Source organism: Cupriavidus sp. 94F1, assembly GCF_057798875.1.
Window position 1 is genome coordinate 378022 of sequence record NZ_JBYOJT010000006.1, and the last position, 26228, is coordinate 404249.

Sequence of the window (26228 nt, forward strand, 5' to 3'; positions counted from 1 at the left end):
CTGACAGACAACGCCCGACAACGCCACAGTTTCTGACGATATTTGCAATGTTTTTGGCTTGATCGAGGCAGGCGCGTGGCCCACACTGAACCGCATCGACCATCGATTCCAGGGGAGTTGCCATGCATCTCGACGGATCGTGCCAGTGCGGCGCGGTGCAGTTCAGCCTTGAGTCCGATTCGCCCTACCCCTACCTGCATTGCCATTGCTCGATCTGCCGCAAGACCGGCGGCAGCGGCGGCTATGGCATCAACCTGGGCGGCGATGCCCATACGCTGCGCGTGGCCGGCCAGCAGCACGTGGCGCATTTCCACGCCGTGATCCGCGAGCCCGGCAAGCGGCCGGTGCGGTCCAAGGGATACCGCCACTTCTGCAAGCTGTGCGGTAGCCCGCTCTGGATGTGGGACCCGCGCTGGCCGGACCTGGTCCATCCGTATGCGGGCGCCATCAACACGCCGCTGCCCAGGCCGCCCGATGTGGTGGAGGCCGGTCTCGATTACGTCGCGCCATGGGTCGATGTGCCGCGCGGCAAGGGCCATCGCCATGTGGGCACCTGGCCCGACGAATCGTTGCGCGAATGGCACGCGCGGCATGGCCTGCTGAGGTAGACGCCAGAACCGCGCCGAATGCGGCCCAAAACGCCTTGCCCCAGGCGCGCCAGCGGGTCGGACGGCTCCTGACAGGGTCTTGCACCGGCGCTGACATACATCGCGCAAGTGCACTCCTATGCTCGAATCAGACAAGGCATCTGGGAGCCCGCCATGCGCGACTATCGCCAGTATCTGATTTATCCGATGGCATCGCTGTTTGCGATCGTGGCGGTCACGCTGCTGGTCGGCTGCGGCGAATCGGCCAAGTTACCCGATACGGCGGGCATCGGTCCGAACCCGCAATTGCCGGCGCCGCACAAGACGGTGCTTCCGACCATCCATATCGCCCCAGCCGAGGGCTGGAAAGACGGCAAGATGCCCGTGGCGGCCGATGGCATGCGGGTGGCGGCCTATGCCGACAAGCTGGACCATCCGCGCTGGCTGTACGTGCTGCCGAACGGCGATGTGCTGGTGGCCGAAACCAACGCGCCGCCGAAGCCTGACGACCACAAGGGCATCCGGGGCTGGATCATGAAGAAGACGCAGGAGCGCGCCGGCGCCGGCACACCCAGCGCCAACCGCATCACGCTGCTGCGCGACACCAATGGCGACGGCGTGGCCGACCAGAGATCGGTTTTTCTTCAAAACCTGCACTCGCCGTTCGGCATGGTGCTGGTCGGCAATGATTTCTACGTCGCCGATACCGATGCCGTGCTGCGCTTCCCGTACACGCCGGGACAGACCAGCATCTCGGCGCCGGGCCAGAAACTGGTGGACTTGCCCGCTGGCTCGATCAACCACCACTGGACCAAGAACATCATCGCCAGCCTCGACGGCAGCAAGCTGTATGTCACGGTGGGATCGAACAGCAACGCGGGCGAGAACGGCATCGACAAGGAAGCCGGCCGCGCCGCCATCTGGGAAGTCGATCGACAGACCGGCCAGCATCGTATTTTCGCCAGCGGCTTGCGCAATCCGAACGGCATGGTCTGGGAGCCGACCACCAAGGCGCTCTGGACATCCGTCAATGAGCGCGACGAAATCGGCAGCGACCTGGTGCCCGACTACATCACCTCCGTGCGCGACGGCGGCTTCTACGGATGGCCTTACAGCTATTACGGCCAGCACGTGGACGACCGCGTGAAGCCGCCCGCCCCCGACATGGTGGCCAAGGCCATCGTGCCCGACTACGCGGTGGGCGCGCACACGGCGTCGCTGGGCATGACCGGCGCATCGGGCAACAGCCTGCTGCCCCAGTTCCATGACGGCATGTTCGTGAGCCAGCACGGCTCATGGAACCGCAAGCCGCGGTCGGGCTACAAGGTCATCTTTGTCCCGTTCGACCAGGGCAAGCCGCGCGGCGCGCCGTTCGACGTGCTGACCGGCTTCCTGGATCAGGACGGCAAGGCGCAGGGACGCCCGGTAGGCGTCGTGATCGACAAGACCGGCGGGCTGCTGGTGGCCGACGACGTGGGCAACGTGGTCTGGCGCGTGAGCGCGGCGAAGTAATGGCGCGAAGTCGTGCCGCGAAGTGCTGTCGCGAAGTCGCCCCCCGACATGCTGCCCGCGTTTGGCGCCTGCGCCGTCATGCCACCGGGCGCTGCGCGCGTCCGACGATCTGCAACGTCCGTAGCAATAACGCCAGACCGCGCCGCGTATCGGCATCGCGCGCCAGCGCCCACAGGGCCCGCGTACCTGGCGGCTCGGCGTCCCGCCGGGTCTGGGCAGCGGCCAGCCGCAGCGCGCCGCTTAACGCGCCATGGGCCGCCACGCCTTCCTCGAACACGCTGCTGACTTTCTCGATCATCGCCGGATCGAGAAAATCGACAAGATCGGCCATCAGCGCCAGTATGTCGACCAGGTTGTCCAGCCGCGCGCCGAGCAGCAGCGGGGCCAGCCTTGGAGACAGTTCTGCCCAGGCTGCCGGCGCCGGGTCAACCGGCTGGCTGTCGGCCAGATGGTGGGCAACGTGCGGCGCAAGGCCTGGCCCGGAAGCCTCGGGAATGGATGCCATGGGGACTCCACAGTGGATCACATCGGGTGATGGCAGGCGCGGCGGTCAGAGCATGCCCCGGGCAACCGCCCAGTAGGCGCCGCGATTGAAGCCCTGGCGCAGCAGGCCACCCAGCCTGGTGGGCGGCATCGGTTGCACGTCCCGCTGGTAGTCGTACCAGAGCGGCATGCCCGCCGATAGCCCAAGCTGGGCAACGGCCTGGACCTTGCCGTCGTAGGCCGCGACCGGACGCCCCAGGCGTATCGACGCCGCGATGTTGTCGGCGATCACCGGCGCCTGGTTGTGGCATGAGCCGCCGGCCTTGCTGACCGGCAGATCCACGGTATCGCCAATCACGTACACCCGCTCATGCCCGCGCACCTGCAAGGTCTCATGGTCGGTGGGCAGCCAGCCCTCGTCGTCGGCGGCTTCGGACAGGCCGCTCTGGCGCACCACATCGACGGCGCGGATGGGCGGCGTGGCCATCAGGATGTCGAACGGCTGCTCGGCGCCCTCTTCCGAATACGCCACCCGCCTGGCGGGGTCCACGCGCGCGAGGGTAAAGCCGCGCTGATAGCGGATGCCGCGCTGCTCGAACAGGGCCGGCACGACATCGCAGGTAGGCTTCTGCAGGAACAGGCAATTGCGCAGCAACTGCGAGACGGTCGGGTAGGTGTAGACGATCTCCACCCGCTCGCGCACCCCGCGCCGGCGCAGGTAGTCGTCGAGCATCAACGTGGTTTCCAGCGGCGCGATGCCGCACTGATGTGGCACGTTGTGCGTCTTCGGGAACGACACCGTGACGAAGATTCGCCCCCGCTGGATGCGCGCGAGCTTCTCGGCCAGCTGACGGGCCGGCGCGTACTGGTAGAAATGGTCGCCCGCCTCGCCCAGCCCCTCGATGCGCTCCGGGGCCGGCACGCAACCGGTGGCGATCACCAGATAGTCGTAGCCATAGCGCCTGCCGCTGCGGGCCTGCACCTCCTGGCGGCCCAGATGGAACTGCTCGGCCGCATCCACCACGAAATCGATCTCCGGCCGCAGCAGCGACCGCTCGCGCCGTACCAGTTCCTCGCGGAAGAACGCGCCGAACGCCACATACATGAACGCCGGCTTGTAGAAGTGATCGGCTGTATCGGACAGCACGGTCACGGCGACGTCGCCGTCGACGATCTCCCGGAACAGCTTGCCGGCCAACTGGTTGGCCAACATCGTGCCCCCCACGCCACCCCCTACGATCAGTATGCGTTGTGTCATCGTCCCCACCTGGTCAGGATCATCGAGAGAACATGCCGCTCAGACGCGAATCCGCACGGGGCGGGAAAGTGTCTGGCAGACCGGGCACTCGCGCGCCGTCTTCAGCACGCGCGCGTGCAGGTCGGCCGATATGGCGGCCAGGAAAAATACGTCGATCTCGAAGGCGGTGATGTCGCCCTGGCGGTTCAGGCGGACATCCACGCGGTACGGCGGCAGTTGCGCGTCGCGGTGGGCCATGTCGATGGTGATGCAGACGCAGGCTGCCAAGGCGCCCGCCAGCAGTTCGTGCGGCCGCATGGCGGTTCCGCCGCGCAGGCCGTCGGCGGCCGCGTCGGCAAGCACCACGTGATGCCCGCTGCGGATCGTCACGGCGTACGACGGGCCTTGGCGCGACGCGGAAACCTGCAGCGGCGTCATCAGTGGACCTGCGCCACCACGAACAGCCGTCGAAACGGAAACAGCGTGCGGCCGTCGGCGCCATTTGGATAGAGCTTGCGCAGCCGTGGCACGTATTGCGCCAGAAAGCGGCCGCGCTCGCCGTCGTCGAGATGATCGGTCACCGCGCGCAAGCCCGACGCCTTGATCCAGTCGTAGACGGGGTCGTCGCCTTCCACCACCTGCAGGTAGTCTGTCTTCCAGATGTCCAGATGCGCGGTGCGATCCACCAGCAGCTGGTAGTAGAACGCCGCGGGCTGCACGTGGTTGCGCGCCAGTGCTCCCCGCAACATCGGCGTGCCCAGCACACTGCCGCCCGGGCCGGCGGTGGCCAGCACCTCGCGCATCAGACCGTACCAGGGGGTCTCGCACCAGTCGGGCATATGCAGCGCCAGGCAGCCACCGGGCCGCAGAAAGCCCAGCAACCTTGGCAGCAGCGTTTCGTGATCGCCCAGGAAGTGGAGCACCGCGCTGGCGAAGATCAGGTCCGCGTGCGCCTGGGGCGTCCAGTGCTCGATGTCAGCCTGCTCCCAGTGGATGGCACCGCTTTCACTCGCTGCGGCAGCCAGCATTTCGGGGGAGCTGTCCACGCCGTACACGCTGGCGTGCGGCCATTTGTCCTGCAAGACGCGGGTGACATGGCCGGGTCCGCATCCGATGTCGTACACCGTGTGCGGCGCATCGAGCGGCACCCGCTGCAGCAGTTCCAGCGCGGGCCGCAGCCGCAAATCGGAAAACTGCAGATACAACGTTGGATTCCAGCGCGCATCCGGCCGGCCTTCGCTCACGTTCATCGACATCAATCGCATGGTTGGCGCTCCATGGCGCGATGCCGGGGGCATCGGGAATGCTCATTAGCATATGCATTCGATGTCGCGACGCTACTGAAGAATCTTTATGTCAGTACTGGCACGGTTTAAATGACAAGTCCGCGCTTCTCACGCGAACGGGTGACATGTGCGCGGGAACGGCCGCACAACGGCTGCCAAAATGAAAACCGGCGGTGCGATCCCCTCGCACCGCCGGAAAGCTGGCCCTGCAGCCCGGAGCAACGTCAGAAGCGGTGCTGCAGGCCCGCCAGCACACCAACCTGGTTGTCCGCATAACCAGCGAAATCCCGCGAGACACTCACGGGCTGGCCATTGCGCGCCTTGGCATAGGCGGCGGACACGTACGCCAGGGTGCGTTTGGAGAAGCTGTACTGGGCGCGCAGCGAGACCATGACCGGATCGGCGTTGGTGTCGCCCTTGATGTTCTGCTTGTAGACCGCGCCGTAGAGCGCGAAGGCGGGCGTGAAGTCGTACGCCGCGCCCAGCCAGTACATGTCGCTCAGCTGGTTGGGGGCCGCCGTGGTGAAGGTCTTGCGGTAATTTCGATAGCCGGCAAAGAGTTTCAGCGCGCCAACGTCGTACCTGGCACCGGCATGGATACCCTGGGCATAGTCTGTCGGGTCGCCGGCGACCCCATTCACGCGGTCCCACGTGAGCATCGCCGAGAAACCGCCTGCCGTGTAGCCAACCGCCAGGTCGTATTTCGACGATGATTTGAAGCTGCCGGGCGTTTCGCCGAAGCCCAGCGTCCCGCCCACCTTCACGGGACCGAACTGCCCGTCATAGCGCACCACGTTCGACGATCGCACGAACATGCTGTCCTGCCGGTCTCCCGAGCCTGTCGAGGCCATGGCCCAGGAATAGTTTTGTGCGTAGTCCATGGGCTCGAACGGCGCCATGTAGTCGAACGTCGTGGAATAGTCCGCGCCCATCCGGATGCTGCCCAGCGTTTCGTGCTCCAGGCCCACCCACGCGCGCCGGTTGAACAGCCCGCGGTCGCCGTAGAACTTGCCGGTGTCGGCCTGGACGCCCGATTCCAGCCTGAAAATGGCGATCATTCCGCCGCCGAGCGGCTCGGCGCCGCGCAGGCCCCAGCGGGAAATGTTCTTGCCGCCCGAGACCATCCCCACCGTCGATTTACCATCGGGACCGGCGTTGCTGAGGTACTCGACGCCGACGTCGAGCAGCCCGTAGAGCGTGATGTTGGACTGCGCTTCTGCTGCTGTCGAGACCAGGCCGGTTGCGGCCAGTACCACTGCCTTGCGTTTCATATCAGACCTCCTTGCACGTTCCTGTTTGGACGTACGGCGTGAGGTCCGGTGCCGGCGCCAGGCCGCGCTTTTGCAGGTCCTTTTGATCCACGGCAGGCGTGCATCACCGCAAGGCCGCAAAGCCGGGGCCAGAAATGAAAAACCGGCGGCGCGAGCCCCTCGCACCGCCGGAAGGCCGCCCACCACGGCAGCCTGAAAACAACGATCAGAAGCGGTGCTGCAGGCCCGCCGTCACACCGACCTGATTGTTGGCATAGCCAACGAAATCGCGCGAGACACTCACGTTCTGGCCGTTGCGCGCCTTGGCATACGCTGCGGACAGGTACGCTGAGGTGCGTTTGGAAAGATTGTATTGGGCGCGCATCGAGATCATGATCGGATCCCCATCCGTGTCGCCCTTGATGTTCTGCTTGTACACCGCGCCGTACAGCGTGAAGGCCGGCGTGAAGTCGTAAGCGGCGCCCACCCAGTACATGTCGCTCAGCTGCTTGGCGGCCGTCGTGGTGAACGTCTTGCGGTAATTGCGATAACCGGCGTACACCGACAGCGGGCCGAAGTCGTAGCTGGCGCCGGCGTGGATGCCCTGGATGTAGTCGGTGGAATCGGCTGGCGTGGTGCTGGCGCCCGCGCCCATCTGGCGATCCCAGGTCACGGCCGCGGCAAAGTTGCCCGCGTTGTAGCCCAGTCCCAGATCGTATTTCGACGAACTCTTGTAGCTGCCCGGCACTTCGCCGAACGCCATCGTGCCGCCCACCTTGAACGGCCCGAACTGGCCGTCGTAGCGCACGATGTTGGTCGAACGCGAGAACATGCCGTCCTTGCGGCCGCCCGTGGCCGTCGAGGACGTGGCCCACGAATAGTTCGGCGCGTAGCCCATCGGGTCGAACGGCAGCATGAAGTCATAGGTCGTGGTGAAGTCACGGCCCAGGCGGATGCTGCCGAGGTTCTTGTCCTGCAGGCCGACCCATGCGCGGCGGTCGAACAGCGTGTTGTCGGTATCCAGCCTGCCGGTATCGACGGCGATGCCCGATTCCAGCGTGAAGATGGCCTTCAGGCCGCCGCCCAGATCTTCGGTGCCGCGCAGGCCCCAGCGCGACGTGTTCTTGCCGCCCGAGGTCATTTTCACCAGGGAATTGCCGTTGGCGCTGGCATGGTTCACGTATTCGATACCCGAATCCACCAGCCCATACAGCGTCACACTCGATTGCGCCGCCGCGCCGCCCGATACCACGCAACCCAACGCGGCCAGGGCCACTGCCTTCCGTTTCATCCTCAGTCTCCTTTGTTGTTCTGGTCTGTCGTGAACGGAGCGGATGGTATGGGGGCCTCACTTTCAGTTCGCTTTCGATACGCCTGCGATTTTTGCCGTGGGGGATGCACCACGATTGGGACTTTCCCCATCTAGGCGCCGGCGCCGGTAACGGGTATCACTCCAGCGCGATTCCCCGTAGACCCCGTTTGCCGTAGCCCCATGCGTATCCTGCTTGCCGAAGACAACCTGAAACTGGCCGCCTCCCTGACGGAATCGCTGAGCCAGAGCGGCTTCACGGTCGACTGCATGCATGACGGGGCCAGCGCCGATCACCTGTTGACGACGCAAGACTACGCGCTGGCCATCCTCGACATCGGCATGCCGCGCCTGGACGGCCTGGAAGTGCTGCGCCGCCTGCGCGCACGCCGCAACCCGCTGCCGGTGCTGATCCTGACCGCCCACGGATCGGTGGACGACCGCGTACGCGGCCTCAACCTGGGCGCCGACGACTACCTGGCCAAGCCGTTCGCGCTGACCGAACTCGAAGCCCGCGCCCGCGCGCTGATCCGGCGCAGCCATGGCCATGACCGCACCGAACTGGCCTGCGGCCCGCTGCACTACGACAGCGTGAGCCGCGCTTTCACGCTCAACGGCGAACTGCTGCAACTGACCGGCCGCGAACGGGCCGTACTGGAGATTCTGCTATTGCGCGACGGCCGCGCGGTCAACAAGGCCGCGCTGTCCGAGAAGATTTTCGGCATTGACGAGTCGGTCAACGCCGACGCCATCGAAATCTACGTATACCGGCTACGCAAGAAGCTGGAAGGCTCCGGCGTCAGCATCGTCACGCTGCGCGGCCTGGGCTATCTGCTCGAAGCACAGGACACCGCTGCGGCCGCCGGCGCGGGCCCGCGCGCATGAAGGCCGGCAGCCTGCGGCTGCAACTGACACTCTGGCTGCTGCTGCCCCTGCTGGTATTACTGGCGCTGGACGCGTGGCTGACCGACCGCCGCGCCATGGCCGCCGCCGACCAGGCGTTCGACCGCACCCTGGCCGCATCGCTGAAAGCCATGCGCGAAGGCATCAAGCTGCGCGATGGCCGCGTGGAGGTGGAGGTGCCCTATCTGGCGCTGGAGGTGTTCGATGCCGAGGCGGATTCGCGCGTCTACTACAAGATCCGCGACGAGCACGGCACCACGATCACCGGCTACGACGATCTGCCGATGCCGCCCGGTCCGGTGCGCTCGCTGTATCGGACGCAGTTCTACGACGCTGACTTCCGCGGCACGCCCGTCCGCATGGCCGCCATGGCGCTTCCGCTGCACGATGTGCGTTCCGCGCGTACGCAGATGGTCTGGGTGCTGGTGGCCGAATCCACCGAGCCGCGCGAGCGGCTGGCCAACGAAATCCTGATCGGGTCGCTGCTGCAGGAACTGATGCTGGTAAGCCTGGCGCTGGTCATCGTCTGGTTCGGCGTACGGCGCGGGCTGCGGCCGCTTCAGCGGCTGTCGGACACCGTGGCCGCGCGCGGGCCCGATGACCTTGCGCCCATCGGCGACACCACGCTGCCGGTCGAAATCCGGCCGCTGGTCACCGCCGTGAACCAGTACGTGGCGCGGCTGCACCGCATGGTGCAGGGGCGCAAGCGTTTCTTTGCCGATGCCGCCCACCAGTTGAAGACGCCGCTGGCGGTCATCCAGGCCGAATCGGAACTGGCGCTGCGCGAAACTGACCTGGCCGGCGTGCGCGGCCACGTGGCCCGGCTCAATGGATCGGTCCGGCAGGCGGCAAAGGAAGTGGCGCAATTGCTATCGCTGTCGCGGCTCGAAACCGACAGCGGCTACGCCCCGACGCTGCGGCTGCTGGGGCTGGGGCCGCTGGCGCAACAGGTGGCGCTGGACTGGGCCCCCACGGCGCGCCAGCAAGGGGTGGACCTGGGCTTCGACGGCGATGCGGAGACCCACGCGGATATCAACGGCCAGCCGGAACTGCTGCAGGAACTGATCGGCAACCTGATCGACAACGCCGTGCGTTACGCGGGCCCGGGCGCCATGGTCACGGTGCGCGTGGCCGGGCGCCGGCTGCTGGTGGAGGACAACGGCCCCGGCGTGGCGCCGTTCGAGCGAGAATCGGTGTTCAAACGCTTTTATCGCGGCGAGGCCAGTGCCAGCCGAGAAGGCAGCGGCCTGGGCCTGTCCATCGTGCGTGAGATCGCGCGGCTGCACGGCGCCACCGTCGCACTGGCCGACACACCGGGCGGCGGGTTGACGGTGGTGGTGGACTTTCCGGGGTAGACCGGGTGCGCGTTACCCCTGCTGGGGCCGGGACAGATTGGCGCGGGCGCGCCGCAGGAATTCGACGAATTGATCGGCCTCGGCTTCGGAAAAGCCATCGAGGGCCTGGGCGGTCACGACGTCACCCACATGCTGCGCGGCGTCCAGCGCCTGATCGGCTTTGTCTGTCATGCGCACCATGCGCTCGCGACGGTCTTCGGGGTTGGGACGACGCGCGATCCAGCCGCCCTCTTCCATGCGATCGAGCAGCCGGCCGGCCGAAATCGGCGCCACTTCCATCAGGTCGGCCAGCCCGGCCTGGTTCATTTCGCCGTGATACGACAGGTAGGCCAGCGCCCGGAACTGGGCACGCGTGAGGTCCAGTGTGGAGCGCGACAGGTCGTCGAACCGCTTGCCGGACAAGCGGCCCACGTCCGACACCAGAAAGCCGAAGCGCTTTTCAAGATTCTTTTCCATGCGCGGGATTATAGGGAGTCGCAGGATTCGGTTTGGTGTCGAAAACCCTGAATGGCACGCTTTGCCCCCGGGGATGCCCGGCTTCGTGCGGGAGTCTGATAGGTGTGCAGCTTGCCGACGACCACAAGCTTGCACACGCCGCCATGGATTACGCTAAGCTGGTCGGCAATCCGACACTTGCTGGCCCTGGCCAGCTTGAAACTGGCCCCGTCCCTGGAGCGGCAATGCCGACCTACGACTACCGATGCCCTATCTGCGGCGACTTTTCTGAAATCCGGCCCATGGCCCGCCGCGACGATCCCGCCATCTGCCCCGACTGCGGCGAAGCTGCCACACGCGCCCTGGTGGCCGCCCCGGGCCTTGCCGGCGGCAGCACGGAAGGCGCCGCCTCCAGCCACGGCGCGTCCTGCGCCTGCTGCGGTCCGGTCAAGCTGGCGGGACGCGCCAGCGGCGGCGGCTGGAGCCGCTGACACCCCTTCGATCCGCGCGAGCAAGGATCTGACGCTTAGCCAAGCGATGCCAATCGCTGGATTGTCTCGGGGTACTTTTGCACGAGCCGGATAAGCAGCGTCGCCTGGGCGTTCGGTTTGGCGCGCCCCTGCTCCCAGTTCTCCAGGGTGCGGGGGTTGATTCTCAGATACATCGCGAACACCGGGCGCGACATATTCAACCGTTCGCGAAGCTCGACCAGTTCTTCCGCGGCAATCGCCTGCAATTCGTCGATTCGCACCTTGTGCGAACGCAGCGTAGCCTTTCCCTGCCGTTCGGCAGCGAGGGCGTCGAATCCCTCCATCAGTTCAGCGAAGATGTCACGCGTCATATCGGTTCCTGACATTCCGTTCCCTTTCAAGCAACGCAGCAAGCTGTTGTCGCTGTCGATGCGTCATATCGTCGGCGGTGTCCTTGTTGTAGACCGTAAATAGCCAGAACTGGGCACCGCCGAGCCAGTAGTAGTAGATCACTCGCAACCCACCGCGCTTCCCTTTCTGTCGCCACCCGTCGACAAAGCGCACTTTGCGCAAGCCTCCCGTCCCGGGGATCACGTCGCCTGCATGGGGATTGGTCAGCAGCAGCGCCTGCAGGCGGCGGAATGCGTCATCGTCCAGGTAATCGGCCCGGCACCGCTCGAATGGCGGAAGCTCAACAAAGGTGGCGTACAAAGTGTACGTTATTTACGTATAGTTTGGAAAGAGGGAACGGGCATGGAAGGCAAAACCCGGGAAGCCAAACTGTAGGCGCCCCGGGCATCCGAGAACGTGTCCGGTTGTGCCGAAAACGTTAAACGTTGTGTCCGCCGGGCGAAGGCGAAAGCAATCCCCCAACTAGGCAAAGCCAATTGGGAATAATTCTCAACAACGTCCTAGAATGCACCATGGGGTCAGTCGACTCCACATGACCGACCCACCACACCATGCCGCCGCCGCCAATCGACTCCGCCACCTTGCCCGCCGCACGGCCGCCGCAGCGGTCGCGCCTGGCTTTCCTGGGCGCCGGCGCGCTCGTGGCCGTGGGCTACATGGACCCTGGCAACTGGGCCACGGCCATCGCGGGCGGCGCCAAGTACGGCTACAGCCTGCTGATCGTGATTGCGCTGTCGAGCCTGGTGGCGATGCTGTTGCAGTGGATTGCCGCCCGGGTTGGCGTGGTGACCGGGCGCGACCTCGCCCAGCTGTGCCGCGAGCGATTTCCGCGCCGCGTGACCCTTGGCCTGTGGGTGGCCAGCGAGATCGCGATCATTGCCTGCGATGTGGCAGAGGTGGTCGGCAGCGCGGTGGCGCTTCAATTGCTGTTCCACGTCAAGCTCTGGGTCGGCGTGCTGATTGCGGCCGTTGTGACGCTGGCCATGCTGGCCGTGCAACGCTACGGCCAGCGCACCATGGAAGCCATGGTCGCCGGGCTGATCCTGCTGGTGGCCCTTTGCTTCGTCGCCCAACTGGCAATGGCCCAGCCCGAGTGGGCCGACGTGCTGGGCGGCATGGCGCCCTCCGCCGATCTGGTGCGCGATGCGGGCATGCTGTGGCTGGCGGCCGGCATCGTCGGCGCCACGGTGATGCCGCATAACCTTTATCTGCATTCCTCGCTGGTGCGCCGCTTCACACCGCCCCCGGGCAGTCGCGTGGCACGGCGCCGGTCCTTTGCCGAAATCCTGCGCGGCATGAGCCTCGATACGTTCGGCTCGCTCGGCTTTGCCTTCCTGATCAACGCGGCGCTGCTGATCCTGGCGGCCTCGGTGTTCCACGCCAATGGGCTGACCGATGTGGAAGACCTGGCCGACGCGCATCGCCTGCTGGCGCCGCTGCTGCACTCCAATCTTGCCAGCCTGCTGTTTGCTGTGGCACTGCTGGCATGCGGCCTGAATTCGACGCTGACGGGCACGCTGGCGGGACAGGCCGTCATGGAAGGCTTTCTCGACCTGCGCATGTCGCGCATGCGCCGCGCGCTGCTGACCCGTGCCGCGGCCATCGTGCCGGCGCTGGCCGCCGTCTGGGTATTCGGCGAACACGGCTCCGCCAGCCTGCTGGTGGCCAGCCAGGTCGTGCTCAGCCTGACACTGCCGCTGGCCGTGGTGCCGCTGATCCTGTTTGGCGCCGACCGCCACCTGATGGGGGCCTGGCGCGTGCGTGGCGTGCCGCTGGCGCTGGCGGGCGCTTCCGCGGTGATCATCATTCTGCTCAACGTGGCGCTGTTGTGGCAGGCGGCGCTGGCGTAGGCGCGGATCTGCGGCTTCCTACACCATCGCTGTCTCGCCAACGTCGTCGCGTTCCTTGACCCAGATTCCGCGCCGCCCCAGGATGCTGGCCGGCGCGGCGGGCCGCTGGTACAGGTAGCCCTGCGCCCAGTCCACCCCGGCTTCGACGATCAGTGCGTGCTGGGCTTCGGTCTCGATCCCCTCGGCGATCACCACCAGATGAAAGTGATGCGCCATGTTGACGATGCTGCGCAGCAGCGCCTGCGCATTGGCGTCCACGTCCTGCGTGAACTGGCGGTCGATCTTCAGGTAGTCGAACGGAAAGCTCTTGATCAGGTCCAGGTTGCTGTTGCGGGTGCCGAAGTCGTCCACGGCCAGGCGGATGCCGGCCTGGTGCAGCCGGTCGAAGGCCTCGCGGGTGGCGCCGCTGTCCGCCAGCAGGTGACGCTCGGTGATTTCCAGCACCAGCCCCGACCCGTCCGGCATGGCCCGCTGCAAGGCAGCCAGGTCGCCCAGGAAGGTGCGCCGGCGCAGGCTGAGCGGCGCGGCGTTGACCGCCACGTGCAGCGGTGCCGAGGGGCCGTAATGGTTGATGTCCTCCACCACCCGGCGCAGCACGAAATGCGTGATGTCGTCGATCAACGGCGTCGACTCCACTGTCTCGATATACGACCCTGGCGGAATACTGCCCCAGCGCGGATGCTGCCAGCGCAGCAAAGCCTCGGCACCGATCCATTGCCGCGAGTGCACCTCGACGATGGGCTGGTACACCAGATGAAACTCGCTGCGCTTCAGTGCCTGTCGCACCGCCTGCAGCAACAGGCGGCGCGGTGCAGCCACAAGCAGGAACAGTGCCACCACAAGCAGCCCGGCGAGCAGGCCGATGGCACCATACAGCAGGTCGTACTTGCGGTGCATTGCGTTGACGTATTCGAAGGATGCCAGCACCTTGACCTGCATCGGCCATGCCTTCGACAGCGTGGTCACGCCGTCCGCCGTCCTGGCCGGGGCGGGCAGATATGTCCCATCGTGATAGATCGACGCCTGGCCCACCGTCAGTACGATTTCCGATGCGCCAAAGCCCAGTCCTTGCGACAGCGCATCGGTGACATAGCGCCCCTCGATCAGCAGGAAGCTGCCCCGGTCGGGCTGGCCCGGCTGCGGCAGGAACATCGCCAGCGCCGGCGCATACTCGCGGAACGGCGTGCCCTGCACCAGCATCAGCCGGTGCGACACGCCCGGTTGCGGATCGGCAAAGTAGTAGGCCAGCGGCACATTTATGGGGCCCCGCGTGCCCGAGCAATAGATGACGCCGCGTTCGACCAGCGCGGCGGTGCGGATATAAGGAATGAAGCTGTGTGCGGTGGCCAGCGCACGGTCGGCTTGCGCGCACGGTTTGCCGGCCAGCGGCGCCACGTGCTGGCGGCCCAGCGTATCGACGGTCTCCGCCACGCGCTCCAGGGCTGCCACGATCTCGGCGCCGATGCTGGCCTCGCGCTGCGTGACGAGATGATCGGCACGTTGCCGGCCAAGCCAGACCGCCACCGCAACAAAGCACAGGCACGTACCAAGCCACCCCAGCAGCGCCAGCGGCGACACATGCCAGCCGCCAAATCGCTCCTGCCAGAAATTCAAAGCCAAGGTCCCCTTGTTGTCGTCTTGTGCCCGATTCCGCCGATTGTGGAGCGGATGGGCGTGTCAATGCTGTCGGCGGCGCGCCTACACGGAGGATGTGACCACGGCATGTTGCCGGCTATACCACCGGCTCCAGCTTGCGATACTGGTTGTAATGGCGGATGGCCCGATGCGGGTCGCCGAGCGCCTCGTGCAGTCGCGCGGCGTTGTAATGGGCGTCGGCAAAGTCGGGCGCCAGTTCGATACACGCGTGATAGCTTTCCAGTGCCTCACGCTTCGCACCGGCATCCTCGAGGGCGACGCCAAGATTGAAATGGATTAACGGTTGATATGGCAGATAACTTAGGGCCTTGCGGTATTCGGCGGCGGCGTCGGCAAACCGGTCCTGGTCGCACAGCAGACAGCCGAGGTTGAGCCAAGCATCGAGATAATCGGGGGCCAGCGCCAGGGCATGCCGATACGCGGCTTCGGCATCACGTGGCGCCACATGTTCGAGGGAAACGCCGCGTTCGAACCAGTCCGACGGGCCGATCTCGTCCTGCATGGGGCCCGGTGCCTGCCGCGTGGCGCGACGTCGCATCTCGACGACTTCGGCGCCGGCGCGCCGGTGGTCGGCATCGTCCAGGTCCAGCACGAACTGCCCCGAATCGACATGCCAACGCCCCCGGCGATCCTGCACGGCCACATCGCCGCCCACAGCCGTCACGCGCAGGCCGGTGGGCGGACGGCCGTCCTCGCCAAGTCCCTGCAGGTGCCGTAGCGACCGTGTGACATGGCGCGTGGGCACGCCCGCCTCGCGCAGTGATTGCGCCGTGCGCAGCAGCACCACATCCTGGAAGGTGAAGCGGTATTCCTGGCGCGCGCCGCGTCTGGGCGAAATCACGCCGGCCGTCATCAACGCCGTGATGACGCTGCGCGAGATGCCCAGCAGCCCCTGCACGTCGCGCATCGAATAGGCTTGCATTGCCGCCCCAGGCGCCCTACTTGCGCGCCGCGCGCTTCGGCGCTTCGGCCGGGGCCGCGGTGGCCCGGCGGGCGGTCTTGCGCGCCGGGGCTTCGGGCGCGGCCGCCTTGACGGCGGCGGCCTTGCCGGCCGACTTCGCTGCCGGCTGGCGCTTGTTGTTGCCGATGCTCTTGCGCAGCGCCTCCATCAGGTCGATCACCTCGCCACCGGCCGGCGCAGGCGTCTCGGCGGCCACCGTGATCTTCTTGCCGGCGATCTTCTTGTCGATCTGTTCCAGGATGCGCTGTTTTTCCTCGTCCACATAGGCGCTGGCGTCGTAGCCGTCCACCGCATTCTGCTCGATCAGCTGCTGCGCCAGCTTGAGTTCGGCGGGCGCCACGTCGATGCGCTCCACATGCAGGTCGGACATGTCGCGTACCTCGTCGGCATAAAGCAGTTGCTGCAGGATCAGGCCGTCCTGGCCCACGCGGATCTGCACCATGTACTGCTTGCCCTTCCAGGCCCACTTGGCCAGCGCGCAGGTGCCGGTTTCCCGCATGGCCTCGGCCAGCAGGTTGTAGGGCTTGCCGCCGCGCTTGTCGGGGCCCAGGTAATAGGCCTTGTCGTAGTAGATCGGGTCGATGGCGCCCAGCGGCATGAACGACACGATGTCGATGGTCTGCTCGGCGGCATCCTCCAGCGCCTTCAGCTCGTCGGGCGTAAAGGTCACATAACGGTCCTTCTCGAATTCGTAGCCCTTGACCATGTCGGCGCGCTCCACCACCACGTCTTCCTTCAGGCAGATGTATTGCTGGCGCAGCCTCGACCCGCACCCCTTGTGCAGCAGGTTGAAGCTGATGGCCGACTTGCTTTCGGTGGCCGAATAGACCTTCACCGGAATGGAAACCAGCCCGAAGCTGATCGACAGCGAAGCGATGGAACGTGCGGCCATGGCGACATCCTCCCGCAAGAAGGAACAGGTCATCGTCCAGCCAGTCTAGTCCGCGAGACACGGGCCCTGCCAGTGCGCGCGGGCGGTGTGCAGTGTCAGACGCGTCCTACGTGCCCGGCGTGTTGCTGCGGGACAATGGTCGCGCTACCGCTTGCATGGCGAAGCGCGCGATGCTGGCGGCGGTACGCGCCCGGCCCCAGACCGAAATGCTGGCTGAATACCCGGCCGAAGGCGGCCTGCGAGGCGTAGCCGCACTGTTCGGCCACTGCCGCCGCCGACAGTCCGTCCCGCCGCAGCAGCCGCGCGGCGCGTTCCATGCGCAGCGTGGTCACCAGTTCCAGCGGCGTCATGCCAAGCTGTGCAAAGCGCCGGGCCAGCGTGGCCCGCGACATGCTGCAGACTTGCGCGAGGCTGTCGACCGTCCACGGCCGTTCGGGATGGCGTACCACGGCATCCGCGGCCCGCGCCAGGCGCGCATCGGCCATCAGCGCCATCACGCCATGCGACACCGCCCCCTGCGCGATCAGCGTGCGCAGCAGCACCGTGAACAGCGCGGTTGACAGATCGGCGATGATCGCCGCGCTGCCGGGCCCCGGCGCCTCGGCTTCCCCATGCATCATGCCGATCAGGCCGCGCAGCCAGCCCAGGCCGGCGTCACCCTTGGCGCCGGTCTTGACACACAGCATCTCGGGCAGCGCGCGCAGCAGCACGCCCGCCGAACTGCCCAGCACGAAGGTGCCGCAGAGGATGTCCAGCGGCTCGGCCGCGCCCGGCACTGTCACCTCGGTCACCACCCCGTTGAAATGGCGCGATTCCGGCCCGGAATCCGCCTGGCGTGTCGTGCCGCCGTGCACGCCCGACAACGTATGCGCCGCCCCGTGCGGGAACAGCAGCACATCGCCTGCCGCCACGCGCAGCGGCTCGCTGCCCATCGATACATCGGCGTGCCCGTGGAGGATGGCGTGGTACGGCACGTGCCCGGGCGCTGCCTGCGCGTTGTGGGCAGACCAGGCACCTGCCACCCGGCAATGCAGGTCGACGGTTCCGGATGGCGCCAGCAGGCGCACCAGTTCGCTCAGGCTGTCCATGGATACATTCGGGTGGTGAGACGATTGAGCAAAAATTTGATTTGATTCTAATCCATCCGGATCGTCGTCGCCTCTACCATTGAGTCCAAGGCAGTGCTGCTACCAAGCCGGATGCGGCACCCGAACCCCGACATGCAACCCGCAATCCAATCCGATCTGAAGGAGTCAACACCATGACCACCCGCCTCCATACCATCGCCGCCCAGGACGCCACGGGCCAGACCGCCGAACTGTTCGGCGCCATCCGCAAGGCCGTCGGCAAGGTGCCTAACGCCTACGCCACCATCGGCAGCAACGCGCCGGCCGTGCTGGCCCAGGCGCTGCAGACCAACGCCGTGCTCAAGCAAGGCAGCCTGTCTGCCAGGGAACTGGAAGCGATCAACCTGTCCGTCAGCGAGCACAGCGGTTGTGATTACTGTCTGGCTGCCCATACGCTGACTGCGACAAAGATTGCCGGCTTCAGCGTGGAACAGACGCAGCAGTTGCGCCGGGGCACGTTCCCCGAAGACGCGAAGATCGATGCGCTGACGCGTTTCGCCGTGGAACTGGTGGGCACCCGCGGCACCGTACCGGCCGCCAGCGTGGCGGCGGTGCGCGCCGCCGGCTACAGCGATGCGCAGATCGTGGAAGCCATCCAGGCCATCAGCGCGATCCTGTTCACGAACATGATCAATCGCGTCAACGACACCACGCTGGACTTCCCGGCCGTGGTCTGACACAGCAAGGCGTCGAGGCAGCGGCGGCGCCCGGGGCCTAGTGCCAGGCGCTGCCCACCTGCAGGTAGAACGCGTTCTGGTTCTTGCTGTGGGCCACGTCGATGCCCATCGACAGCCCCAGCTTGCGCGCGATCATGTAGCGGAAGCCGCCGCCGACGCTGACGACGTTGGAGGCGTCCGAAAAGTCGTTCCAGCGGCCGTAGGCCCTGCCCATGCCAGAAAACGCCAGCACCGACCAGCGCGGCGTCACGTCCCAGCGCAGCTCGGCCTCGGCCACCAGCGCGTTGCGGTCCTGATAGCGGCCCTTCTGCACGCCGCGCAGGTCCACATACGGCTGCGCGTAGAACGGCACGTCGCCGGACGAGAATCTGGTATCGGCCCGCAGGCCCAGGATCCACGTGCGCGCCAGCGGCAGCCAGGTAAAGCCACGCGCGTTGAACATATTGAAGTCTTGCGTGCTGCCCAGGCCGCCGCGGGCAAACTGGGCCTCGAATTCCGCGTAGCTGCCCTTGTTCGGGAAGAAGATGTTGTCGCGCGAATCGTAGTCGACCACCAGGCCGCCCTTGCCGATGCGCTGGCTTTTGTCGATCGGTCCCAGTTCATTGGCCGAAGCGCCAAACTTGAAGCTCGCCGTGGTGTCCGCATAGACGTAGCGCGGCCCAATATACCAATGGGAATCGGCCACGCGGAACAGCAACTGCTGCACCAGCGCGAAGCCATCGAGCGAATAGGCGCGCGGCTGGTTCTGCACGCCAAAGTATTCCAGGTTGGCGTTGACCTTGCCGATGGCACCCAGATAGCGGATGCGGTCGCCGCCCCAGGTATGGAAGTGCGCGGCGCCGGCTGCCCAGGTGCCGTTTTCCGTATAGGCCCCGCCCACGGCCGTGATATTGGGCGGCGCCGGCCCCTTGCCCGATGCCCGGGCCTCTGCCGCGGCATCGGCCATCGATTCCGAGAAGAACGCCAGCGCCAGCCCAAAGCCATAGCCCACGGCCGGCTCGGTGATGATCGTCGGCACCGGCAGTGCGCCCTTGTGGTGAAGCAGGAAGTCGCTCATGTCGAACATCCCGTCCTCGGGGTCGAACAGCGACAGCTTCGGCTTGGGTGCCGGCGCATTGCCCCCCGCCGACGGGGCTTCGGATGGCACGGCTGACGGAACCGGCAACGCCGCGGCTGCACCGTCCGGCAGATCGGGCTCGGCGCGCACCGGCGCCGGCGCGCTGGCCAGCCACGCCGATGCCATCACCGCGAACACTGCCCAGGTACGCTTCATTTGCCGAAGGTCATGTTGAGGCCGGCAAATATCGTCCATTGCGGAACGCCACTGCCGTCATGCAGCACGGAATACTGCGGCTCGACAAACGCGTTGAAGATGGTGTGCCCGTCTTTCCACGCCTTGCCCGCGCCCAGGCCAATCGGCACGTAGTAGGTGCCATGCTGCAGGTCGAAGGTCCACGTCCCCGTGGATCGCACGTACCACCCATGCGGCAGGTTGAAGATCATGAACGGCTGGGCCGTCAGCGACTGCACGTCGGGCCGGCTGCTTTGCCCGGCGAACGAATGCTGCCACTGCACCAGCATGCCCAGCAGCCGCGCGGGCGTGGGGTCCACCACCACGGCGGCCACGCCGGCCTGCCACTTGCCGGTCCCCAGGCTGGGATCGGTGGCGGTCGGCATCGTCAGCAACGGGCCGGCGCCGATCTGCATGCCTTCACTGCGCAACAGGAAGATATCGAACAGGTTGATGTCGCCCAGGCCGGTTTCGTACGAGCCGTCGGCCTTGGGCCGGGTACTGATGGGCACCGTGCCACGGAATATCTGGGGCACGCCGATCAGGCTGCCCGGCGCCACCGGGAGGGTCGGGCGCAATAGCAGGTCGTTGGTATGGGCATTGCTGCCATACAGCCGCGGCGAATAGAAATTCTGGATATTGAATGACGGCGCCAGGTTCAGCGGGTTGTTGCTCTTGTTGGCCAGCTCGGCGCTCGATTGCGCCCCGGCCCCACCTGGAAACGCGCCGACGGCGACGCATAGGCCGCCGGCAACCTGCACTACGAATTTGCGTAGCGATTTACGGGCGGATTTTCCTCCAGCTGGCACTCGCATCGGGTGAACTCCAGAGCAATGATCGACATGGGCCTGTGTGGCATATCAAGCCCCTGCCGGGCAATGTACCGGAGTGCCCCGCCGGATAGACGCCGCGCCGTGATGAACTTTCTTGCACCCCGCCTTAAGCAGTTTCGCATCGCGTCTTCGTGATATTGCAGGCGAAAGCATTACTGGCGTCACACATTGACATAATGTCGAGTCATTCAATAACCCGTACGGGGGATTATCCAATTGCCTTCAATTGCGCCACAGAAAATCTCATCGACACAGTTTCGCGCATTTCATTTCATCTAATTCGAGACACAATAAAATTGAATTCCCCTTTCTCAGCGGTTTTGCCAGACTACGGTCCGACGAATGCCCGCAACACAGCATTCGTTCGGGGCGTGGATCGGTTACTGACCGATCAACTTTCGATCAGTGCAACGCAAAAGGAAACCGTCGTGAAGCACTACACACCTGACAATTTCCAGCTGACGCAAAGCATTGGCTTTCACCTGAACAAGGCCCGCAACAGCCTTCTGATGGAAATGGACTCGGCGCTGCGCCCACTGGACATCAACGGCCAACAAATGGGTATTCTGCTTGCCCTCACGCGAGGAATGGCGAGCACCCCGTTCGAGATCAGCAAGCTCCTTGGCATCGACAGCGGCCTGATGACCCGCATGCTCGACAAGCTCGAGGAAAAAGGCCTGCTCGAACGCAGCCGCAGCATTGACGACCGGCGCGTGGTGAATTTGACCCTGACACCCAAAGGCCGGAGTATTGCCTCCGAAATCCCGACTATTGCGCCGGAAGTATTGAATCAGCGCTTGCAGGGATTTACTGTTGAGGAATTCGAGGAATTTCGCCGACTGCTGTACAAATTCGTGAATGGCGGTTGAATCCGGTTATGCGCGGTACGTGCGGGGGAACACCGCGCGACCACCCTGAGTCCGGCCGGGCATCTCCAACCCGACGCCATCCTGCCGCGAGACACCGCCCGACACCCTTTCTTAACTGTCCGCCCGCAACGACGACACAGCGCGCTGCGCCTGGTCGATGGCTGCGGTGACCGAAGGACTTCCGGCCACATCGGCCCCGGCAATACGGACATTGCCGACGCCCAGGCCCGCCTGATCCAGCGCGCCTTGCAGACCTGCGTCGTCAGGCACCAGCGTGGAAGGCATATAGCTGTAGCCATGCGCCCAGCGGTTGACGGTGATGGCGCGAATATCGCGGGCCGACTGGAAGCCGCCGGCGGCCAGCATGCGGTCCAGCTGCGCGCGGATATCGCGCTCCAGCACATCGAAGGGCGTGCCCAGCAGGAACGCCCGCCCCGCGCGGAAGCGTTCGCGTGCCTGCATGCCGCTGTCGGGCACGGTCGGCACATACAGCATGTGCAGCACCACCGGATCATCCCGCCCGCCAGCCGTAGGCTCCAGCCAGAGATCGGAATAGACCATGGCCGGCGCATGGACGCGCCACGCCTTCAGCGCGTCAAAGGCGCGCCAGTTGTCGAGTGCCACCTTCGCGTAGACAAGCGGCGCCTTGACCTCCGCGCGCAGCGCGGCCTTGGCCGGCGCCGGCAGGGTCGGCACGATGAACGGCACCATCATGCCGTAGCCGGCCACAATCACGTGCTGTGCCTCGACGCGTTGCAGATTGCCCTGCCAGCCGTAGGTCACGCGCGTGATGCGCACATCGGGCTCGACCGCGATCGCCGTGCTGTTCAGCCGGATGCGCACGGCGCTGCCGTCCTGGTCGAGCTTGCCGTAGCCGATGCGGGACGTGCCCGCAACGCCGGCCGCCAGACTGCCGGCTGGCAGCACGTCGGGCACCAGTTGTGCTACCAGCGCCCGGGCGAGCGTGGCGTTGCCATCCGCAAACCACTGGCGCGACGCCGGTGACTTGCCCAGCCGGGCATCCACACCCGGGTCGGGCATGCCGGCGCCGGCAGGCAACCCGATGGCGATGGCTTGTGCCACGGAGATCCCGTCGGCATCCAGCGCGTAGGCGTCCTGGCTGCGGCTGCGCAGGAAACGCAGCGCGCCCAGCCCCAGCCCGGCCTTGTCGCGCAAGAACGTGGCGTAGCGCGTGGATTGCAGATACGTGCGCCGGGTCTCGGCTGGCATCCCCGCCAGAAAATCGGTGGCACCCTGCGCCAGCCGCAGCAGCGCCTCGCGATCCGCTGCGGGTAATGGCGCTTTCTCCAGAAAACCACGCAGCTTGTCGATGGCATCGGTCGATACCGCGGCGCCACGCAGGCGCGCATCGACAATGCCGGCATACGGATCGCCGGCCACCCACTGGTCCCGACCAAAATGCCCGGCGTCGAAGAACACGGCACGCCCGAGGCCGCGGCGTTCATAGTCTTCGCCGGGCAAGGCCTGCGCCTGCGCGGTGGGCGCCAGCCCCAGCCCCGCCAGCAGCGCGCGCACTGCGGCATTGTCGTTGGCCGACGGCGGCATCTCGGCGCTGCCGCCGTACGTGACCAGCGTGCGCCCACGCACCGTGAACTCGTTGCGCTTGGCATGGCCGCCGAAATCGTCGTGATTGTCGAGAATCAGGATGCGACGCCGGGCGCCAAACCGGCGCTGATAGAACCACGCCGCCGCCAGGCCGCTGATGCCGCCGCCCACCACCACCAGATCGTAGGCTTCCCTGGCCAGCACGCCGGGATACGTGGCGCCTTCGCGCGCCAGGCTGTGCGCCAGCGTGTAGGTGCCGGCATGGTTGCCGCGCAGGCCCGTCAACGCGGGCGGATAGATGCCCGGGGCCGGCCCAGGGGCCGCCAGCAGCTGCGCCGGGGCCAGACCCGCTGCCACGGTCATGGCGGTGCCGTTCAGAAAGTCTCTGCGGGTGATCGTCATGGCGTCATGGGGTCTCGGGGGCGCGCACGCCCATCGCGCGGCGGCGCTCGGCCACGGCTTCCGGGGTCACGGGCGCGGCGCGATTGCCCCAGCTGCCCCGGATGAAGGTCAGCAGATTGGCCAGCGCCTGGTCGTCCAGCGTCCAGCCGTAGCCGGGCATGTGGTAGTCGGTGGGGGCCGTGTCCACGCGTGCCGTCACGGCGCCGTCGAGCAGCAGGTTGACCAGCGATGCCGGATTCGGATCGACCACGGTCGGATTGCCGGCCAGCGGCGGAAACACCCGCGCAAAGCCCTTGCCGCTGCTCTGGTGGCAAGGCATGCAGAAGGTGGCGTACTGGCGCGCGCCGGGCGTGTCGAAGCGGCCCTGGTCAAGTTGCTGCTGCGCCGTCGCGTCGAAGCGGAATGGCTGCGTCTCGCCCCGGGCGCCGGCAATGGATTTCAGGTACGTGGCGACCGCATCGAGATCGGCGGCGCTCATATACTGCGTGGACGAGGCAATCACCGTGGACATCGGCCCGAACGACGTGGCGTGGGCGTTGCGGCCCGTGTGCAGGTACTCCACCAGGTCCGCTTTGGACCAAGCCCCCAGCCCGGTCAGGACATCCCCGGTGAGATTGGTGGCCGACCACCCCTCGACGGTGGCGCCTGACAGGAAGTGGCGGCTCCGTTCGTCGATGCCCTTCTCGCCATACAGCATGCCGCGCGGCGTGTGGCATGCGCCGCAGTGGGCCACGGCCTGCACGATATAGGCGCCGCGTTGCCAGGCCTGGCCCTGCTTCGCATCGGCCCGCACCGGATCGCCGCGCAGGTTCAGCCAGTTCCAGGGCACGAGCAGCCAGCGCATGCTGTACGGCCACTGCAGCGTTGTCTCGCGATTGGCCTGTCGCACCGGCTTTACCTCGCTGCGCATCCAGGCGTAGAGCGCCGCCACGTCGTCGCGCGTCATCTTCGCGTAGGACGTATAGGGCATGGCCGGGTACAGCCGTTTGCCATCGCGCGCCTGGCCGTGGCGCACCGCGCGGTCGAAATCGTCGAGCGAATAGCGCCCGAGCCCGGTTTCGGCGTCGGGCGTGATATTGGTCGAATACACCGTGCCGACGCCGGTCTGCAACGGCAGCCCGCCGGCCATGGGCGCGCCGCCTGCGGCCGTGTGGCAGGCCACGCAGTTGGCGATGCGGGCCAGGTAGCGCCCGCGTGCAACCTGATCGGCGGCGGCAGCCGGCGCTGGCCCGGCGCCAAGCGCGGCGCCGGCCATCGGTATCAGCGCCATCGCCAGCCACCAGTATCGGAATATCTTGAATCCACGCATGGGCATCACGGATGGGTTAGCCTCGGGACACACGCTGGCGGCGTATCCACCATTCCACGCCGCCGAACGCGCCCTGCACCAGCAGCGCCAGCAGCGCGGCCGGGATGGCGCCCGCCAGCAGCAACGTCGAATCATTGAGCGCCAGTCCGGTGACGATGCGCTCGCCGTAGCCGCCAGCCCCCACGAAGGCGGCGATGGTCGCCGTGCCCACGCTGATGATGGCGGCAGTCTTGACCCCGGCCAGCACCACCGGCATGGCCAACGGGATTTCCACGTAGCGCAGTACCTGCAGCGGCCGGAACCCAAGCGCCCGCGCCGCGTCGCGCATGCCATGGGAAATTTCCTGCAGGCCCGTGCACGCATTGCGCACGATGGGCAGCAGCGCATAGAGGAAGAGCGCGATCATCGCCGGCCAGACGCCGATCTGCCCGAGCAACGGAATCAGCATGGCCAGCAGCGCCAGCGACGGCACCGTCTGCAGCATGCCCACCAGCGCCAGCAGCACCTGCCCCAGCCGGCGCCGGCGCGCCGCCACGATGCCCAGTGGCAACCCCACCAGCGTAGCCGCGCCCACCGCGCCGCCCACCAGCGCCAGGTGGCGCAGCGTCAGCCGCCAGGTATCGGCACTCACCAGCACCGGGAGCAGGCGATGGCCAACGGCCCGGCCTTCCCCGCCACCGCCCGCAGCGACCGGCCGGCCCGACAGAAATCGCCGCGCAATGGCCGTGAACGATTCCCCGCCGATCTCCGCCGCTGCATTCATGTCGATCATGTCGGTCACGGTGATACGCCCGGCCAGCTGCCGCAACGCCTGCCAGGCGGCCGGAAATCGCTGCGGCACGTCCAGCCGGTACACGATCACGGCCTCGTAGCCGGGAAATACGTGCAGGTTGTCTTCCAGTACGCGCAGGTGGAATCGATGGATCTTGGCGTCGGTCGAGTAGATGTCGGTGCCGTCGATCTGGCCATTGCGCAGCGCCTCGTAGGCAATGCCATGGTCGATGCCGACCGGCTTGTGCGGCAGGCCATAGGCCCGTACCAGCGACGGCCAGCCGTCGGCCCGCCCCAGGAATTCATGCGACAGGCCCAGTCGCATGTTCGGCTGGCGCGCCAGGTCTGCCAGCGTATGCAGGCTGCCCGCACGGGCATCGGCAACCGCGATGGCATAGGTATTCTCGAATCCCAGCGGAATGGCCGCGCCCAGCCCCATCGGCGCCAGCGCGGCGTTGATCTGCGCCAGCGTGGCGCGGCCGGGCAACTTCAGCACCTCGCTGGCCAGCGTGCCGGTGTAGTCGGGGTAAGCATCGATATTGCCGGCCTTGAGCGCCTCGAACACGATGGCCGTGTTGCCAAGACCCTGCAGGTGCCGCGTGCCGACATGGGGCGCCGCGGCCTGCGCCAGGATTTCGCCCAGGATGTACGACTCGGTGAATCGCTTGGAGCCAATGCGCAGGGTGTCGGGCTGGGCAGCGTGGACGGCGGCCGGGCCGAACAAACAGGCAAGCGAGAACCAGACGACGAGCAGCCGGGGCGTGGGGGACAAGCCGGAGTCTCCGG

Annotated in this window: 26 protein-coding genes; 8 read left to right on the plus strand and 18 right to left on the minus strand. The window is 66.4% G+C overall.

What is annotated here, in order from left to right:
- The first annotated feature begins 122 nt into the window (after positions 1-122).
- Together AC3FJ6_RS17745 and AC3FJ6_RS17750 are read left to right on the plus strand one after the other, a co-directional pair.
- Positions 123-608: a GFA family protein gene (locus AC3FJ6_RS17745; RefSeq protein ID WP_488773062.1), complete on the plus strand. Its 486-nt coding sequence runs from the start codon at positions 123-125 to the stop codon at positions 606-608.
- Between the two features lie 186 nt (positions 609-794).
- Positions 795-2099, plus strand: coding sequence for a PQQ-dependent sugar dehydrogenase (locus AC3FJ6_RS17750; RefSeq protein ID WP_488773164.1), 1305 nt, complete (start codon positions 795-797; stop codon positions 2097-2099).
- 76 nt (positions 2100-2175) lie between these two features.
- On the opposite strand, the gene AC3FJ6_RS17755 is transcribed toward AC3FJ6_RS17750, so the two are convergent.
- The 6 genes from AC3FJ6_RS17755 to AC3FJ6_RS17780 form a co-directional block, all read right to left on the minus strand.
- A complete protein-coding gene (locus AC3FJ6_RS17755) occupies positions 2176-2604 on the minus strand; it encodes a DUF1641 domain-containing protein (protein ID WP_488773063.1) in 429 nt (142 codons plus the stop codon).
- Between the two features lie 45 nt (positions 2605-2649).
- Positions 2650-3840, minus strand: coding sequence for an NAD(P)/FAD-dependent oxidoreductase (locus tag AC3FJ6_RS17760; RefSeq protein ID WP_488773064.1), 1191 nt, complete (start codon positions 3838-3840; stop codon positions 2650-2652).
- Positions 3841-3879: 39 nt separating this feature from the next.
- The gene (locus tag AC3FJ6_RS17765; RefSeq protein WP_488773065.1) at positions 3880-4257 is read right to left on the minus strand and encodes an OsmC family protein; all 378 of its coding nucleotides are present in this window, start codon (positions 4255-4257) and stop codon (positions 3880-3882) included.
- Complete coding sequence (locus tag AC3FJ6_RS17770; RefSeq protein WP_488773066.1) at positions 4257-5084, minus strand: methyltransferase domain-containing protein; 828 nt, start codon at positions 5082-5084, stop codon at positions 4257-4259. The genes AC3FJ6_RS17765 and AC3FJ6_RS17770 overlap by 1 nt, the downstream gene beginning before the upstream one ends.
- A 245-nt stretch (positions 5085-5329) precedes the next feature.
- Positions 5330-6376, minus strand: a complete 1047-nt coding sequence (locus AC3FJ6_RS17775; protein WP_488773067.1) for a porin — start codon at positions 6374-6376, stop codon at positions 5330-5332.
- Positions 6377-6581: 205 nt separating this feature from the next.
- Positions 6582-7646, minus strand: a complete 1065-nt coding sequence (locus AC3FJ6_RS17780) for a porin (protein ID WP_488773068.1) — start codon at positions 7644-7646, stop codon at positions 6582-6584.
- Positions 7647-7847: 201 nt separating this feature from the next.
- Here AC3FJ6_RS17780 and AC3FJ6_RS17785 point away from each other — a divergent pair, with 201 nt between their 5' ends.
- Positions 7848-8549 carry a response regulator gene (locus AC3FJ6_RS17785; RefSeq protein ID WP_153947728.1) on the plus strand — a complete coding sequence of 234 codons (702 nt, stop codon included), beginning with the start codon at positions 7848-7850 and terminating at the stop codon, positions 8547-8549.
- Positions 8546-9922, plus strand: coding sequence for a sensor histidine kinase (locus tag AC3FJ6_RS17790; RefSeq protein ID WP_488773069.1), 1377 nt, complete (start codon positions 8546-8548; stop codon positions 9920-9922). Before AC3FJ6_RS17785 ends, AC3FJ6_RS17790 begins: the two co-directional genes overlap by 4 nt.
- Before the next feature lie 12 nt (positions 9923-9934).
- On the opposite strand, the gene AC3FJ6_RS17795 is transcribed toward AC3FJ6_RS17790, so the two are convergent.
- On the minus strand, positions 9935-10378 hold the full coding sequence (locus tag AC3FJ6_RS17795; protein WP_153947730.1) for a MarR family winged helix-turn-helix transcriptional regulator: 444 nt from the start codon (positions 10376-10378) through the stop codon (positions 9935-9937).
- 224 nt (positions 10379-10602) lie between these two features.
- On the opposite strand from AC3FJ6_RS17795, the gene AC3FJ6_RS17800 reads away from it, so the two are divergent.
- Positions 10603-10848 (plus strand): FmdB family zinc ribbon protein, encoded by a 246-nt coding sequence (locus AC3FJ6_RS17800; protein ID WP_488773070.1) that lies wholly within the window; start codon positions 10603-10605, stop codon positions 10846-10848.
- A gap of 35 nt (positions 10849-10883) precedes the next feature.
- Here AC3FJ6_RS17800 and AC3FJ6_RS17805 read toward each other — a convergent pair whose 3' ends face one another.
- Positions 10884-11198: a helix-turn-helix domain-containing protein gene (locus tag AC3FJ6_RS17805; protein WP_487523755.1), complete on the minus strand. Its 315-nt coding sequence runs from the start codon at positions 11196-11198 to the stop codon at positions 10884-10886.
- Entirely contained in the window at positions 11188-11538 is a 351-nt protein-coding gene (locus AC3FJ6_RS17810; protein WP_487523754.1) for a toxin, read from the minus strand. The genes AC3FJ6_RS17805 and AC3FJ6_RS17810 overlap by 11 nt, the downstream gene beginning before the upstream one ends.
- Before the next feature lie 251 nt (positions 11539-11789).
- On the opposite strand from AC3FJ6_RS17810, the gene AC3FJ6_RS17815 reads away from it, so the two are divergent.
- Positions 11790-13088, plus strand: a complete 1299-nt coding sequence (locus AC3FJ6_RS17815; protein ID WP_488773071.1) for an Nramp family divalent metal transporter — start codon at positions 11790-11792, stop codon at positions 13086-13088.
- An 18-nt stretch (positions 13089-13106) separates the two neighbouring features.
- On the opposite strand, the gene AC3FJ6_RS17820 is transcribed toward AC3FJ6_RS17815, so the two are convergent.
- The 4 genes from AC3FJ6_RS17820 to AC3FJ6_RS17835 form a co-directional block, all read right to left on the minus strand.
- On the minus strand, positions 13107-14708 hold the full coding sequence (locus tag AC3FJ6_RS17820) for an EAL domain-containing protein (RefSeq protein WP_488773072.1): 1602 nt from the start codon (positions 14706-14708) through the stop codon (positions 13107-13109).
- 112 nt (positions 14709-14820) lie between these two features.
- Positions 14821-15666 carry a tetratricopeptide repeat protein gene (locus AC3FJ6_RS17825; protein WP_488773073.1) on the minus strand — a complete coding sequence of 282 codons (846 nt, stop codon included), beginning with the start codon at positions 15664-15666 and terminating at the stop codon, positions 14821-14823.
- 16 nt (positions 15667-15682) lie between these two features.
- Complete coding sequence (gene ku / locus AC3FJ6_RS17830; RefSeq protein WP_488773074.1) at positions 15683-16597, minus strand: non-homologous end joining protein Ku; 915 nt, start codon at positions 16595-16597, stop codon at positions 15683-15685.
- Positions 16598-16692: 95 nt separating this feature from the next.
- Positions 16693-17685, minus strand: a complete 993-nt coding sequence (locus tag AC3FJ6_RS17835) for an AraC family transcriptional regulator (protein WP_488773075.1) — start codon at positions 17683-17685, stop codon at positions 16693-16695.
- A gap of 173 nt (positions 17686-17858) precedes the next feature.
- On the opposite strand from AC3FJ6_RS17835, the gene AC3FJ6_RS17840 reads away from it, so the two are divergent.
- A complete protein-coding gene (locus tag AC3FJ6_RS17840; protein WP_488773076.1) occupies positions 17859-18401 on the plus strand; it encodes a carboxymuconolactone decarboxylase family protein in 543 nt (180 codons plus the stop codon).
- A gap of 37 nt (positions 18402-18438) precedes the next feature.
- Here the strand turns inward: AC3FJ6_RS17840 and AC3FJ6_RS17845 are convergent, their stop codons facing one another.
- Together AC3FJ6_RS17845 and AC3FJ6_RS17850 are read right to left on the minus strand one after the other, a co-directional pair.
- Positions 18439-19674, minus strand: a complete 1236-nt coding sequence (locus tag AC3FJ6_RS17845) for a BamA/TamA family outer membrane protein (protein WP_488773077.1) — start codon at positions 19672-19674, stop codon at positions 18439-18441.
- On the minus strand, positions 19671-20453 hold the full coding sequence (locus tag AC3FJ6_RS17850) for a hypothetical protein (RefSeq protein WP_488773078.1): 783 nt from the start codon (positions 20451-20453) through the stop codon (positions 19671-19673). Before AC3FJ6_RS17850 ends, AC3FJ6_RS17845 begins: the two co-directional genes overlap by 4 nt.
- Before the next feature lie 500 nt (positions 20454-20953).
- Between AC3FJ6_RS17850 and AC3FJ6_RS17855 the strand changes: the two genes are divergently transcribed.
- Positions 20954-21394: a MarR family winged helix-turn-helix transcriptional regulator gene (locus AC3FJ6_RS17855; RefSeq protein WP_249641081.1), complete on the plus strand. Its 441-nt coding sequence runs from the start codon at positions 20954-20956 to the stop codon at positions 21392-21394.
- Between the two features lie 111 nt (positions 21395-21505).
- On the opposite strand, the gene AC3FJ6_RS17860 is transcribed toward AC3FJ6_RS17855, so the two are convergent.
- Genes AC3FJ6_RS17860 through AC3FJ6_RS17870 form a run of 3 tightly spaced genes read right to left on the minus strand, consistent with a single transcriptional unit; the run spans position 21506 to position 26214 of the window.
- The gene (locus tag AC3FJ6_RS17860) at positions 21506-23362 is read right to left on the minus strand and encodes a flavin monoamine oxidase family protein (protein WP_488773079.1); all 1857 of its coding nucleotides are present in this window, start codon (positions 23360-23362) and stop codon (positions 21506-21508) included.
- 4 nt (positions 23363-23366) lie between these two features.
- Positions 23367-24671: a c-type cytochrome gene (locus tag AC3FJ6_RS17865; RefSeq protein ID WP_488773080.1), complete on the minus strand. Its 1305-nt coding sequence runs from the start codon at positions 24669-24671 to the stop codon at positions 23367-23369.
- A 16-nt stretch (positions 24672-24687) separates the two neighbouring features.
- Positions 24688-26214, minus strand: coding sequence for a glycine betaine ABC transporter substrate-binding protein (locus tag AC3FJ6_RS17870; RefSeq protein WP_488773081.1), 1527 nt, complete (start codon positions 26212-26214; stop codon positions 24688-24690).
- Positions 26215-26228 lie beyond the last annotated feature (14 nt).